Source organism: Pandoraea terrigena, from assembly GCF_902459705.1.
Classification (GTDB): Bacteria; Pseudomonadota; Gammaproteobacteria; order Burkholderiales; family Burkholderiaceae; genus Pandoraea; species Pandoraea terrigena.
Window position 1 is genome coordinate 185,573 of sequence record NZ_CABPRU010000008.1, and the last position, 14,146, is coordinate 199,718.

At 60.6% G+C, this 14,146-nt stretch carries 15 protein-coding genes and 1 pseudogene; 2 read left to right on the forward strand and 14 right to left on the reverse strand.

Annotated features, from left to right (window positions below; translation table 11 throughout):
• Position 1: 1 nt before the first annotated feature.
• From PTE31013_RS16880 to PTE31013_RS16945, 14 genes and pseudogenes are all read right to left on the reverse strand, one after another.
• Positions 2-820 carry an IclR family transcriptional regulator gene (locus tag PTE31013_RS16880; RefSeq protein ID WP_150613925.1) on the reverse strand — a complete coding sequence of 273 codons (819 nt, stop codon included), beginning with the start codon at positions 818-820 and terminating at the stop codon, positions 2-4.
• A 27-nt stretch (positions 821-847) separates the two neighbouring features.
• Positions 848-1,600, reverse strand: a complete 753-nt coding sequence (locus tag PTE31013_RS16885; RefSeq protein ID WP_150613926.1) for an NAD(P)H-dependent oxidoreductase — start codon at positions 1,598-1,600, stop codon at positions 848-850.
• A gap of 4 nt (positions 1,601-1,604) precedes the next feature.
• The gene (locus PTE31013_RS16890; RefSeq protein ID WP_150613927.1) at positions 1,605-2,552 is read right to left on the reverse strand and encodes a DUF6282 family protein; all 948 of its coding nucleotides are present in this window, start codon (positions 2,550-2,552) and stop codon (positions 1,605-1,607) included.
• A gap of 60 nt (positions 2,553-2,612) precedes the next feature.
• Positions 2,613-3,374 (reverse strand): HpcH/HpaI aldolase family protein, encoded by a 762-nt coding sequence (locus tag PTE31013_RS16895; RefSeq protein ID WP_150613928.1) that lies wholly within the window; start codon positions 3,372-3,374, stop codon positions 2,613-2,615.
• 2 nt (positions 3,375-3,376) lie between these two features.
• The gene (locus PTE31013_RS16900) at positions 3,377-3,772 is read right to left on the reverse strand and encodes a cupin domain-containing protein (protein ID WP_150613929.1); all 396 of its coding nucleotides are present in this window, start codon (positions 3,770-3,772) and stop codon (positions 3,377-3,379) included.
• A 518-nt stretch (positions 3,773-4,290) separates the two neighbouring features.
• Positions 4,291-4,482: pseudogene (locus tag PTE31013_RS16905) on the reverse strand (phosphopyruvate hydratase); the annotation flags it as partial.
• A gap of 121 nt (positions 4,483-4,603) precedes the next feature.
• Positions 4,604-5,407 (reverse strand): enoyl-CoA hydratase/isomerase family protein, encoded by an 804-nt coding sequence (locus PTE31013_RS16910; RefSeq protein WP_150613930.1) that lies wholly within the window; start codon positions 5,405-5,407, stop codon positions 4,604-4,606.
• A gap of 13 nt (positions 5,408-5,420) precedes the next feature.
• Positions 5,421-6,170, reverse strand: coding sequence for an SDR family oxidoreductase (locus PTE31013_RS16915; protein WP_150613931.1), 750 nt, complete (start codon positions 6,168-6,170; stop codon positions 5,421-5,423).
• A gap of 52 nt (positions 6,171-6,222) precedes the next feature.
• Complete coding sequence (locus PTE31013_RS16920) at positions 6,223-7,401, reverse strand: thiolase family protein (RefSeq protein ID WP_150613979.1); 1,179 nt, start codon at positions 7,399-7,401, stop codon at positions 6,223-6,225.
• Positions 7,402-7,481: 80 nt separating this feature from the next.
• A complete protein-coding gene (locus PTE31013_RS16925) occupies positions 7,482-7,760 on the reverse strand; it encodes a muconolactone Delta-isomerase (RefSeq protein WP_150613932.1) in 279 nt (92 codons plus the stop codon).
• Positions 7,761-7,801: 41 nt separating this feature from the next.
• Positions 7,802-8,953 carry an acyl-CoA dehydrogenase family protein gene (locus PTE31013_RS16930; protein ID WP_150613933.1) on the reverse strand — a complete coding sequence of 384 codons (1,152 nt, stop codon included), beginning with the start codon at positions 8,951-8,953 and terminating at the stop codon, positions 7,802-7,804.
• 47 nt (positions 8,954-9,000) lie between these two features.
• Positions 9,001-10,278, reverse strand: coding sequence for an MFS transporter (locus PTE31013_RS16935; protein ID WP_150613934.1), 1,278 nt, complete (start codon positions 10,276-10,278; stop codon positions 9,001-9,003).
• 132 nt (positions 10,279-10,410) lie between these two features.
• Positions 10,411-11,067, reverse strand: coding sequence for a 3-oxoacid CoA-transferase subunit B (locus PTE31013_RS16940; RefSeq protein ID WP_150613935.1), 657 nt, complete (start codon positions 11,065-11,067; stop codon positions 10,411-10,413).
• Between the two features lie 6 nt (positions 11,068-11,073).
• Entirely contained in the window at positions 11,074-11,787 is a 714-nt protein-coding gene (locus PTE31013_RS16945) for a 3-oxoacid CoA-transferase subunit A (protein WP_150613936.1), read from the reverse strand.
• Positions 11,788-12,075: 288 nt separating this feature from the next.
• On the opposite strand from PTE31013_RS16945, the gene PTE31013_RS16950 reads away from it, so the two are divergent.
• Positions 12,076-13,275, forward strand: coding sequence for an acetyl-CoA C-acetyltransferase (locus PTE31013_RS16950; protein ID WP_150613980.1), 1,200 nt, complete (start codon positions 12,076-12,078; stop codon positions 13,273-13,275).
• Positions 13,276-13,303: 28 nt separating this feature from the next.
• A complete protein-coding gene (locus tag PTE31013_RS16955; RefSeq protein ID WP_174978599.1) occupies positions 13,304-14,131 on the forward strand; it encodes an alpha/beta fold hydrolase in 828 nt (275 codons plus the stop codon).
• Positions 14,132-14,146 lie beyond the last annotated feature (15 nt).

The following is a 14,146-nucleotide window of genomic DNA, read 5'->3' on the forward strand; positions in this document are numbered from 1 at the left end:
TTTAAGAGAGACGGGGTGGTGAATCGGAGTCGCCGGGTCCGCGATATCCCAGCTTCCTGGAAATCGCCGAGGCGCACGCAAGCAGTGCCTGAATGTCAAGTTCGTCGATCTTTTCCGGCAGGAACTGCACGGAATCAACCACGGCCACCGAAGCGATCAGCGTGCCATTCGCGTCAAAGACTGGCGCGGCCAGCGCGTTGAGACCAGTAACCGCCTGATTGGGTGCTGCGGCCCAGCCCTGACGCCGGATAGCATCCACCTCGGCGACCAGATTTCTCTCGTCGTGAATGGTGTACGGCGTATTCGTGGACAGTGCGTTGCGGACTGTGTCCTTCAACCATGACGGGTTGCCGAAGGCCAGGCCGATCTTGCCCTGGGCGGTATAGTGAAATCCCAATATCGAACCGGGCCTGACCGTAATCTCAATTGGCGCTGTACTGGGCACCACGGCAACGATATGGATGCCGTCGGCGGCCGGAACGCCGAGAACGACCGAGTGATTGCGCTTGTCGCGAAGCATCCGCATGATGGGCTGGGAAACGCCCGCAATGTCGAAGTTTCCGCTTACCAGCAGGCCGAGTGCTATCAATCGGGTGCCGACTCGGTAGCGTTCGGATTCCTCGTCCTGGACGATATAGCCGTACTGGACCAGCGTGCGCAGATGGCGAAAGATCCGGGTCTTCGTGGTTTCAAAATGGGCCGCCAGATCGGTGATGCGTACGGCCTCCTTCTGCTTGGCGACATGCTCAAGGATGCGAAGGGCGAAGATGACCGTCTGAACGGAATTCGCAGACTCGGGACTTTCGGTTATATCGTTCATTTTCTTGCACAGATCGGTGAGTTGAAATTAGCTCATCTTATCCCAGCCGTCCTCGGCTGCCGGCCCGGGTTCCGCGTCGGCAGAGGGCTGAGGAACACCGTGCGCCAGCCAGTCTCCAGACGTCGCGATCCCGGCGAGATACGCGCGCCATTGCTGCAGATATCTGCCTCGTTCCTCGTCGCCAACGCGGGGAGCGGCATACGCGACAAAGGGATCGGACGTTTCGAGTCCAAGATAGCCGAGCATGCAATGGCTCACGCCGTGGAGCACGGTGCTCATTTCCCCGTATGAGCCGCCGGCAGAGAAGCGGTGCTCGGTTCCCCCGGTCGAAATGGCCAGTACACCGCGTTTTCCCAGAAAGTAGCCGTGCTCATACCGCTTGCCGTCGGCATAGGCGAACCCGTAGGCGAGGACACGGTCGAACCATCCCTTGAGGATGGCGGGCACTCCCCCCCACCAAAGCGGAAAGACGAACACAAACAGATCGGCTTTTCCCACGCGTTCCTGTTCGCGCCTGATCTCATCGGAAAACGTCTGGTCTTTCGACGCGGCCAGTTGCTCACTCTGATAGTGGAACCGTGAGGAATCCGATTCGGACATGAAATCGTGCCTCCCGGCGACCGGATTGAAATTCTCACCGTAGAGATCCGAAACCTCGACCTGAAAGCCCAGATCCCGCAATACGTCGATCGCGCAGTCTTTCAATGCCGCTGTGAAAGAAGTCGGCTCCGGATGCGCGTAGACAACCAGCGCACGTTTCATGGTCAGCGAACGATTCACGATGTCACGCCTCGTCGTCCAGGCCGATAAGTTCGGCGGCGTTCGTCGAAACCATCTTTCGGACGTCGTCTTCCGAATATCCGAGATCCAGGCAGAGGGAAACGACGTTTCGGAAACCGTCGACTACGCGAGGATTCCCCACCTGACCGAGGTCGGAACCGAGAATCGTCTTGTCAACCGTACCCGCCTTGATCAGGCCGTCCAGAATGGGCGGATCATAGAACCGGAACTTGGAATTCTCGGCGAACATGCACATCGAATGTTCAAGGTAGACGCCCATCGACGCGAGCTGGCGAATATCGTCAGTCGTTGCGTCGATCACATACGTCGGATGGTTGCAAATCATCCTGGTAACGCCGCGTCGCTTTGCCTCTTCGAACAGCGGCCAGATTTCGCTGATGTGCAGGTGACCCGAGGAGAGCACGACGTCGTGCTCCGCGATCATGTCGAGGATAGGCAGCACTTCCGGAAGGAGCTTTCCACCATTGTCGAGGATGGTCAGCGGCTTCGGTTCCAGCATCTTCTTGCGGGCTTTCGGAAACTGAAAATCCTCACCAGCCGCTCGATGATGGCGGATATGATTCGCCGAGGTAAACGTCGGCATCCAGATCAGGCGGGCGCCGAGCGCGATTCCGTGCTCGACGGCATAAATATTGAGGCCGCCCGTCTGGTTGTTCAGCGGAACGCCCGAAAGCAGCTTGACGCCGAGATGCTTGAAATGTTTGTTCAGCATCTCGGTGACGGGCGTCGCGGAATAATAGTGATCCTTGATGAGGATGGCGCGCAAGCCGGCTTCGGATGCCTCTTCCATCGCTTCATAGTGAGTGAAGTACCGAGGCATGACCGACGGGCCACTATGGCAATGGAGATCCACGGCACCCTTGACGATCCGGTCTACCATGCCGGGATCGGTTTCTCGCCAATTCTTCACTGGTTTATCTACGACGTTCATTTTCAATTTCCCGAACTGGTTTTATGACGGCAAAAAAGTGCATGCTCCGCGACGGGCGGGCTATGACTTTTTCGCGTTACGTACGATTGAACTTGCCTGAGCGCGCAGCATCGACTGATCCGAGCCGACGATGAACATGCTGACGCCCATCTCCGAGTGTTGGGGGATGTCTCGCGCATCGGCGACGAACAAGCCGACCGGCTTTTGAGCGTCGGCACACGTGTCTATGACGCGCCGAACCGCAGCCGTCACGGACGGCTCGCCAATGTCGGAACAGCCAAGCGAGACAGCGAGATCGGCGCGCCCGATGAGATAGCAATCGACGCCTTCGACCTGCACAAGCTCATCAAGATTCTCGATTGCTTCGCGGTCTTCGATCTGACAAACCACGACGGCCGTCGAATCCGATTTCTCGATATGCTCGCGCATGCCGATTGCGCCATAAGCCCCGGCTCTCGGCGAGTTGGAAAAACCGCGAAGGCCTTCGCGATAACGGCAGTTGCGAACGATCTGCGCGGCGCCTTCCCGTGTTTTCGCGTGGGGCGAAAGCACCCCTGTATAACCGAGGTCGAGCACGGAGAGGGCGCCCGCGGCCGTCGTGTCCGGCAGGCGGACGAGGGCGGGTATGCCTGAAGCGCGGGCCGCGAGTGCGAGCGCGTCGAGCGAGGTGCGATCAAACGGGGCGTGTTCTGCATCGACGACGAGGAAGTCGAGCCCCGACGCGCCGAGAATTTCCACGATCTGATGATGCCCGGTCTTGACGAACGTGCCGATGAGCAATTCGCGGGCGCGGATACGTTGCTTGAACGAAATCGCTTCCATCGTCAGCTTTCCTCACCATCAACGGCAAACTCGGCCTTCTGATAATCGACGAGGTGTGCGTAGTCGCTGCGGATGGGAGCGAACACGTCAAGGTTCATTACGACTTCGTCGCCTATCGGTTCCGCGTAATGCATCGTATGCGGCGGCACGCGCAGCATCGAGCCGGGCGTCATTTTGAATACCTGGTCGCCGACGTGATAGTTCATCGTGCCCTGAACGCAGATTGCGAGTTGTTCGAAGTCGTGCATGTGCGGCTTGATGTCCATCCCCGGCGTCGCATAGTTCATGACGAGAATGCAGTTTTCGCCCCGGAAGCCGACACGTTCAACCCCCTTGCGGACGAATTCGCGGGGCAGATCGTTCCAGTTGTACATGCAGGGTTCAATCTTCTTCGTCATTGTCTTGCTCCAGAAGTGTTATGTTTCTCTATGCGTAACACGCGTTACGTTTATAGAAACTATATTAAAGCCCATCGGGAGGGTCAACCGGGTGTAAACCCGCTTTACGGATATTTCCTGACAGGGGAAGGCCGGCTGGATTCACGGCGATGCGGTGACCCCTGACCTGCCAGAGGTGTTGTCGGGAGTCGACCAACGCCAATTAGCGAGAGACGTTGTCAATCGGCGCCAGGCGCGGGTCATTGCTGCGACGACGCATCTGGCATGAGCGTTCCGGCTGCCATATTTCGCGACGCTGCCTGTGATCAAATCGGCTGCATGATGACGCCGGACGTTTTACCTAAAGCGCTCGGAACACTGTGGGAACGCGAGGGATGAGAACGGCGGGGGCAGGAGACGCCGTACAGACGGCAGTAGGGGGTGTCGTACGTTGGCGCGCATCAGGGAGTTCAGTTTTTGATCCGCGCACCCGGGAGAAGCTAGGCGTTTTTCTGGAACGGCACTTCTAGCCCAACGGATCAGTCCATCACCACGTCGCCGCCGACACCGCCGGAGCGCGCAAAGGGGACGGCGAACATGCCATGCCTTTTGGCGAAGTGAAGGGCATAGTGAGCTTCGGTGATGGTGCCGAGCTGATTGGGTTTGACAACGAGCCCGTCGACGGGCGGCGTTTCATGTCCATTGTGGAGCACCGGCAAGTTCATCACGGTGAGATCGTCGCCCCCGTCTTACGTCGCCCCTCGACCATCACTTGTCGTGCTCATCGGCCCATCAATTATCGTGCTCACGCTCACCGGTTGATGTGATTGCCAGGAGATGGGGGCGCGACGTTTAGCGCCCCCGATACCGGGGCGGCCGCTTTTCCGCGAATGCTCGCCGGCCCTCAATGCGGTCTTCGCTGTCGCGCAGCGTGCCCCATGCGAGATTCGACAGCGCGATGAACTGCTCAGGCGCCAGATGTGCCGTTTCCAGCGCTAGCTTCTTGACCATCTGCACGGCAAGCGGCCCGTTGCTGGCGATACGTTGGGCGAGCGATGTCGCTTGATCCTGCAACGCATCGGATGCATACAGATCGCTGACAAGGCCGATACGAAGCGCGTGCTCCGCATCGATGCGTTCACCCGTCAGCGCAAGCTTCATTGCGTGCACGGCTGGAATTGCCCGCAGCAGGTACTGCACGCCGCCCACAGCCGGAATGCTCGCAACCTTAACCTCCGGTAGTGCAAACGACGCTGTCGTGCTGGCGATTCTGATGTCGCACTGTAGTGCAAGTTCAAGGCCACCGCCGAGGCAGTAGCCGTTGATCGAAGCAATCAGTGGCTTCCAGAGACGCAGATCGCTGAGGTCGATGAGGCGCGTGTAACCTCCGTTTCCGGCCTCCTTGCCGCGGCTGCTGAGAATGCCGGCGGCGAACGGCAGCGCAGGCGGCATCGTCGCCTTCAGGTTTGCTCCCGTGCAGAAGGCTTTGTCGCCGCTACCGGTGAGGACAATCGCATTAACCGTATCGTCGTCCTGTGCATCGGCCAGATGCCGCCGCAATTCGAGCAGGTCGTCGATGGTCAGCGCGTTAAGTGACTCGGGGGCGTGAAGTTCAATCACGAGCACTGCGCCGGATCGCCTGACGTGAACTGTCATGATGTGTTTCCCCTTAGACGCTAGGGCTCGACAACGAGCGCCCGCCACAAACGTACAGCGTCTGTCCGGTAATGTATGAGGCGGCCTCGCTGGAGAAGAACACCGCAGCAGCAGCGACATCGTGAGGGCTGCCCATGCGGCGGGCAGGCACACTGCCTTTCAGACGCTCGCGCACTTCGTCCGAATAACCCTGAAGCAGCGGCGTATCGATAATGCCCGGCGCGATGGCGTTCACGGTGATGCCGTCTTTGGCCAGCTCGATCGCGAGTGAGCGGGTCAGACTGACCACGCCGCCCTTGGCCGCCGAATAGTTCGCTTGGCCGAAACCACCAAGCCACGCTCGCGACGATATGTTGACGATCCGACCGCTGCGCTTGGCGATCATGCCCGGCACGATGCTGTGCGCGCACAGAAACTGCGACTTCAGGTTGACTGCGATGACGGCGTCCCAGTCGTCTTCGGTTAGATTGACGAAGCGCTTGTCGCGGGTCATACCGGCGTTGTTCACCAGAATGTCGGGGTGCTGCCACTCGCGCGTCACTGCGTCACATGCGTCTTGGACGCTAACGGGGTCCGTCACGTCGACGCGGACGGGCAGCAGGCGACTCGAATCCGCATCGAGTCGCGCCCCGACTGTGGCGAGAGCCTCCTCGCTGCAGTCCCATATCGCGACGCGGTGCCCGGCTGCCAGCAGCGCGCTCGCAATGCCGAATCCTATACCGTTGGCGCCGCCGGTCACGACGGCAATTCGTTGATCTTTCATGATGTGTGGTTCGGGAACCGAGTTATTTATCTTTGAGGCGAGCCAAGGTCCGTCAGACCGACAGGATCGTGACGACTGCCGCAGCGGAGTCTCCGGCGAGTTGCCCCCCGTTGTTCTCAGCCAGCGCGACCTGTGCGTCGGGTCGCTGACGTGCGCCCGCCTGGCCACGTAACTGCCATGTCAGCTCGACGATCTGTGCCGCGCCGGTGGCGCCAATCGGATGTCCCCGGCTCAACAAACCACCGCTCGGATTCACGCTGATGCGGCCGCCGATATCCGTTGCGCCGGATCGCAGCAGTTCGACGGCACCGCCGCCCGTCTCGCAGATCCCAAGGTTTTCGTAGTGGATCAATTCGGCCGGCGCGGATGCGTCGTGCAGTTCGATCACATGCAGATCCTCAGGACCGACGCCAGCCAACTCGTAGGCCTTGCGCGACGCAACGACTGCCACGGGTTCGCGTTCGCCGGAAACTTTCGCTGACACCACCGTGCTGGCACGAACGAACACTTTGCGCCGAACACTCAGCGCGTCCGCCCGCGATTCCGCACACAGGACGATCGCGGCCGCACCGTCCCCAATCGAGGAGCACATGAACAACGTCAGTGGATCACTGACGATCCGGCTGTCGAGCACCTCGCCGACGGTCGTGGTGTTTCGGAACTGCGCATGCGGATTGAGCGAGCCGGCGTGACGGCTCTTCACCACGACGCGGGCGAAATCACCAGGCTGGCAACCGGTTTCGCTCATCCATTTCCGGGCCTTGGCGGCGTACAGATCCATGAAGAGCGATCCGGTTCCGGCTCGATAGCCATCGGGCAACGCCTCCTCGAGATCGACCGCGCGGCTGAACGCTCCGAACGAGACGGTCTTGTCTTCATGCGTCAGTTTTTCGGCTCCGACCACCAGCGCGATGTCGCAAGCGCCGGATGCGACGGCCAGCCATGCAAGGTGAAAGGCCGTGCTGCTCGACGCACAGGCATTTTCCACATTGAACATCGGCTTTCCGGCGAGGCCGGTATTGCGCAATGACGATTGCGCCCGGATCATTTCCTGGCCGGTGACCACTCCGGCGGCAGCATTTCCAAAGTAAACCTGATCGATCTGCTCGGCTTCGATGCCCGCGTCGGCGAGCGCGAGCGAGACGGCTTCTTCCGACAGGGATTTCAGGTTACGGTGCAAAAATTTGCCGAATGGCGTCATACCGACGCCGGTAATCACTACGTTTCTCATGATGTCTGTCTCAGATGTTGCCGTTATGGCGCGACCGACTTGCGACACGAGCCGACTCGTATGTCGCGCCTCAATGGAGATCAGGCGAGCGCGCTCGGATGTCGTGCAAGCGGGATCACATCAATCTCAAGGTACGGAAACAACGGAAGCGCAGAGACGGTCGCGTGAAAATCGTCTGCGTCCACGCACTCCCACAGCGAGACATTTGCCGTACGGCCAGCGACTCGCCACAGATGCCTGAGCTTGCCGGCACGCTGGTACTCCTGTGCCAGTGTCGTCTCGGCCTCCCTGATGGCCTTGAGTTGATCGGCCGGCATGTCGGGCGGGATTTTTACGGTCATGATGGTGCAAAACAACATGTCTGTTCCTTGTTGAGTTGATTCAGCGGGCTGCGCGTGGCTCAGGCAAATGCCGACGTACCTGTGATCTCACGGCCGTGGATGAGCGCGAGAATGCCGTTCGTACCGTCGGGCACTTGGAACATGCGCGCGTCGGCCCACAAGCGATCGATGCCCAGCTCCTTACTGATGCCCATGCCACCGAGAATTTGCATCGCGGTGAGGATCGCGCGCTCGCACGCCTGAGTGGCGTAGCGCTTCGCCATCGCCGACGTTCCGTTCGCGCGCTCGCCGTGATCGACGGCATCCAATGCATTCAGGCAGAGCAGGCGCGACGTAACAATTGCCGTTTCGATATCGGCGAGATCCTGCTGAACGAGTTGGGTCGCCCCGAGCGTCCGGCCGAACTGTCTCCGATCCCGTGCGTGCTCTGTTGCCAGATCGAACGCGCGTCGCGCGAGATGCACGGTCATCAGGCCGATCAACGGCCGATTCACGTTCCATCCGAGTGTCAGATATTTCGCTGCGTCGCCGGCTTCGCCGATCAGATGCGTGGCCGGCACCCGGCAATCCTCGAAATGCAGTTCGCCGAGATGGCCTTGCTGAAGCCCCATTACGGGGATCTCGCGTACGTCGAACGGCGATTGAGCGCGATCAACTAACACACGGCGCGGTTGGGGTTTGTCACCACTCAAGCCATCGTCGATGCATGACACGTTGAACACGTCCGCGATCGACGCGTTCGTGATCCAGATCTTGCTGCCGTGAATCGACGCGTGATCGCCGTTTCTGACGACACGTGTTCGCACCGCGCGGGAATCGGAGCCGGCACTGGGCTCAGTATTTGCCGTACAGCAAATCTTGCGGCCCGCGATGAGGTCGGTGAGGTACGTGTCGCGAATCTCGGGCGACGCGCCTGCATGAAGCCGGGCGACGGTCCCCTCGTGCGACAGCAGTGACAGCGCGACGACGGGCGGCAACTGCTCGACGATTAGGCCGTAATCGACCATCGACAGACCCGCGCCGCCAGCCTCCTCAGGCAGACGCGGCGCCGCGATGCCAAAGTTGGCGAGGACGGCGAAGATCGTCTGCATGGCCTGTTTCGGCAGCGGCCGGTCGATGGGATGGGTGGCCAGGACGGGAGCGATGTCCTGAGCAACCATGCGCCGGGTCGAGTCGACAAGGGCTTGTTGATCTTCCGTGAGTCGGAGCATATGACGGTTTCGTTTGAGTGGATAAATGTCGCGAATTGTGCGCGGCCTTAGGCGGCTGGGCTCTCGAGCGCATCGGGTCGCTTATCCTTGTTGGCGAACACGTCATCGAGACGCGTGTCCTTAGTTTCCGGCAAGCTCAACAACGCTGCCGTCGAGATCAGATACGCCGCGAAGCAGCAACCACCGATCGCGGTCGCAAGTCCAGTCTTCGTGGAGACGTAGCCGACCGCCGTAATGGCCAGTGCACCGAAAGTCTTGCCTACGTTGTACGAGAACCCCATGCAGGTCGTGCGGACTTCGGTCGGAAACAGCTCGCTCAGAAACGGTCCGACCGCAGCGAACATTCCTATCACGAAGAAGCCGACCAGCATGCCGAGCACCTGCGTGATCCATGGGGACAACGGAACGAAGCAGTAAAGCAACGTGACAATCCATGAGCCGATGGTCATGAACAGGAGAATCGGGCGGCGCCCCCATCGGTCGCAGTAGGTCGCAGTGAATGCGAAGCCGAGAAAAGTGCCTCCAGCCATGAGCAGGATCGTCTCGATCATTGACCCCGAACGCATGTGCCGTTCGGCGAGCAGCGACGGAATCCATATTGTCACGACGTAGGCAGCAGCCTGAAGGCCGAACACGAAAGCGGCAGCAATCATCGAGGTACGGATATGTTCGCGACGAAATACCGATCCGAGATTCGCCTTCTCCTTGCCCGTCGAGCGTGCTGCCTGACGGTAAATCGGCGACTCCTGCACCCGAAATCGGACGAGGACGATCAACAGACCGGGGACGGCGGTGATCCAGAACGCAGCCCGCCAGCCAAACTCGGTCGGGAAGTGCGCCAGCGTGTACGTCGCGACGGCCACCGCAGCGACCCAGCCAAGGCAGAAGCCGGACTGGATAAAGCCCAACGCTCGTCCACGTACTTCCGGGCGCGTGACTTCGGCCATCAGCGCTGCGCCGACCGCCCATTCGCCGCCGAAGCCCAGCCCCTGCAGCGCGCGCACCACGAGAAGCTGTTCATATGACTGAGCGAAGCCTGACAGCAGACCGAACAGCGCAAACCAGAGCACGGTGAACATCAAAATCTTTACTCGGCCGATTCGATCACTGAAAATTCCCGCAAGCCATCCGCCGATTGCGGCTGACAGCAACGAGATGGTCCCGATCGCGCCGGCCTCGGGTTTCGTTAGCGACCATGCTGCGACGAGCGTCGGCAACAGGAAGCTGTATATCTGCACATCGAAGGACTCCAGTGCCCACCCGAAATAGCAGGCCCAGAAGGTGCGCTTTTCCTGCCGGCTCCCGCCGCGATACCAGTTGAACATGTCTCCACCTTTTGTTGTGTTGTCGAAATCTAGTCCGGTGCATACTTGGCACCAATGCAGCCAATATCGTCTGCATTTGCATTTCTAACGATGCGAATGGAACGTCACGCCTCCGCGCTACCGCCCTAGGTACTATGCCGATATCGGCATGAGCGCGAAGTCGAGATCGACGCCGGTCGCCTCGACCAGCATGCGTGGCTCGACCCCCGCCATCAGTTCGCGAACCATGACCGCTTCCGGCGTAATATCAAGCGTTGCGAGATTCGTGTAGACACGGCTCACGCAGCCCAGTCCGGTGAGCGGGTATTCGCATTGATCGCGAAGCTTGCTTCGCCCGTTGCGATCAAGGTGTTCCATCATCACGAAGATCTGCTTCGCGCCGATCGCCAGGTCCATCGCTCCGCCGACAGCCGGAATCGCATCGGGCGCTCCGGTATGCCAGTTCGCGAGGTCGCCGCGGCGGGACACCTGGAATGCACCCAGCACACAGATGTCGAGATGTCCGCCTCGCATCATCCCGAACGAGTCCGCGTGATGAAAAAACGCGGCGCCGGGCGCGAGCACGATCGGCTCCTTGCCCGCATTGATCATTTCCCAGTCTTCCTCGCCGGGTTGCGCCGCACACCAGCGTCCTAGCACACCGTTTTCGCTATGCAGGAAGATTTCCTTGTCTGCAGGAAGGTGATTGGCCACAAGCGTCGGCAGGCCGACGCCGAGATTAACGTACGCGCCTTCGGGAATGTCCCGGGCGACGCGGGCTGCGATTTGGTTACGGACAGCGAGTTCCATGGCGTGTCATTCCGTCGTGAGTGCGGGCCTTGAGGCCTCAAGGGAGTCGGCGCCCGATTCAGTGCGGAGAACGATCGCGTCGACAAAGATGCCCGGCGTGACGATTGCCTCCGGGTTCAGCCCGCCAAGTTCGCGAATTTCCGAGACGGTCGCGATGGTGTGACGCGCTGCCATCGCCATGACCGGGCCGAAATTGCGGGCGGTATTCCTGTAGACGAGGTTGCCCCAGCGGTCACCGGCCTGCGCGTGGATGAGTGCGAAATCGACGAACAGCGGCGTCTCGAATACGTAGTGGCGACCATTCAGTTCGCGGGTCTCCTTCCCCTTCGCGAGCAACGTGCCGTAGCTGGTTGGCGTGAAAAAGCCGCCGAGCCCAACGCCGGCCGCCCGAAGCCGCTCCGCGAGTGTTCCCTGGGGTACCAGTTCGAGCTCGATCGCCCGTTGCCGATACAGCGCTTCAAATACGTGCGCACCGGCCATGCGCGGGTAAGAGCAAACGATCTTGCGGACACGACGAGCGTTCAGCAATGCCGCGATGCCGGTGTCCCCTTGACCAGCATTATTTGTGATAACGGTCAGGTCCCGCGTGCCTTTCTCGAGCAGCGCGCCGATCAGCGCTTCGGGCATGCCGGCGCCGCCGAAACCGCCGATCGCAATGTGAGCGCCATCCTGAATCGGTGCAATTGCCTCCGCACAGCAGGGCAGTATCTTGCTGATCATTCTTCGGTTATCTCCTGGGTGTCGAAGCTGATGGGGACTTGCGAAACTGAAATCGACCCCGATCGCTTCGTTTCGAAGGTTGCCGAACGCACGTCATCTGCGCAATTTCGCAATCAGCAACATCACGTTAATGCCTCATTAAGTGCTCGTCCGGAAGCGGCCTGGCGCGTGCTCCGCTACGAACTTAGCGTCGCTGAAACACCATCTTTCACGACGGGAAATTGCACTCAATCGCTGGGCGGGCGATCCTTGGCGGACTTCCTACAATTCGATACGAAAGGAGACGACATGACCCGACACGCGTTGATCGCCTGCCCGGTGCGCACCCCGATCGGAAAGTTCGGCGGCGCGCTACGCTCGCTCGGTGCCGATCAGCTTGCGGTTCACGTGATTCAGGCGGTTCTTGCCCGTAGCGGTGTTCCTGCCGAATCCATTGACGATGTGATCGCATCCCAAAGCTACGCTTCCAGTGAAGCGCCGTGCATCGGCCGTTACGCGGCGCTCGATGCAGGCATGCCGGTCAGCGTGGCAGGGTATTCCCTCGATCGCCGGTGCGGGTCAGGCGTACAGGCCATCGCGAACGCCGCCATGGCCGTGCAGAGCGGCAACGCGGAGGCGGTGCTGGTAGTCGGAGTCGAGAGCATGAGCAACGTCGAGTACTACAGTACCGACATGCGCTGGGGGCGCCGTGCCGGTAGCACAGTGTTCCATGACCGTCTCGAGCGGGGTCGCGAGCGATCGCAACCGGAGCGTCGCTTCGGCCGGATTTCCGGCATGCCTGAGACCGCCGAAAATCTTGCGCGCGACTATGGGGTCACGCGCAAAGATGCCGATTCATTCGCAGTGCGAAGCCATCGGCTGGCTGCCGCTGCCTGGGAAGCCGGCCGATTTTCCGATGAATTAGTCCCCATCGAGGCGAAGACTATGCGCGGCGCCAGTACTGTGTTCGAGCGGGATGAGGGCGTTCGACCCGACGCTTCGGAAGACGCGTTAGCGGCCCTGCGACCGTTGCTGCCGGGAGGCGTCACGACCGCGGGAAACGCCAGCCAGCAGAACGATGCCGCGGCAGCCTGCCTGGTGGTGTCGGAAGCGTACGCGAATCGCTATGCGCTGAGTCCGCTCGCGCGGTTTGCCGGTTGGGCGGCGGCGGGTTGCGAACCTGGCAGGATGGGCATCGGTCCCGTTCCGGCGGTATCGAAACTGCTCGGTAAGGTCGGCATGACGCTGAGCGACATCGATCTGATCGAACTAAACGAAGCGTTCGCCGCTCAGGCGATCGCCGTGCTGCGCGAGTGGCGGATCGACGGCGACGAGCGCGTGAACGTCAACGGCTCGGGCATCTCGCTGGGCCATCCAGTCGGCGCGACCGGGCTGCGAATCATGGCGACGCTGGTGTACGAAATGCAGCGACGTAATGCCCGGTTCGGCCTGGAAACCATGTGCGTTGGTGGCGGACAAGGCATGGCGGCGCTTTTCGAGCGAGTCTGACGTGAACAATGAGGCAGAGACTGAAATTATGAACTGGGTCGAAGTCAACGATACGAGGTTGCGTTACAAACGGCAGAGCGCACCTGGGCCCTTACTCGTGCTGATCCACGAAATGGGCGGCGCGATCGAGTCGTGGGATCAGGTATGCGACGACCTCGGCGAGACGGCTAACTGGCTGCGATACGACATGCGCGGTGCTGGCGACTCTGAGAAGGTGCGCCATGTGTCGATCGACGATCACGTCGAGGATCTTCTGGCTTTGCTCGATATGCTCGGGGAGGTACGACCGGTCGTCCTCGCCGGAGTCGCGGTTGGCGCGGCGATCGCGCTTCGCTTCGCTTCGCGGCACGCGAAGCGAGTTGCGAAAGTGATCGGTCTCGCGCCGGCCTGTGGTGTTGCGGCGGCGAAGCGCGATGGCACCAGGGCGTTGGCCGAACGGGTTCGCGTCTCGGGATTGCATGATACCTACCCGTTGCTGTTCTCGCTGGGGTGGCCAGAAGCGTTTGCCGGCGAAGATCCCGCACCACCCACCGTGCGAGACCGCTATCTACAGCGAAGCCTCGAGAACGATCCCGCCAGTTTCGCTGCAGTGCTCGACATGCTGAGCGATCTCAATCTCGACTCCGACCTTGCCGCGCTGAAGTGCGATACGACGCTGATCGGCGGGCGGCATGACGCATTGCGTCCTCCGGCGGAGATTGAGCGTCTCGCTTCGCTCGGATCAACGATCGATTATGTGATCGTCGCGTCGGGACACTTTATGACGGTACAGAACCCGAGACTGGTCAGCAGGCTGCTGCGGCGGCACGGGCTGCTCGGTGAGCCGCTTCGTGACGTCGTGGAAGCAACGACATGACGATCACTATGGCAA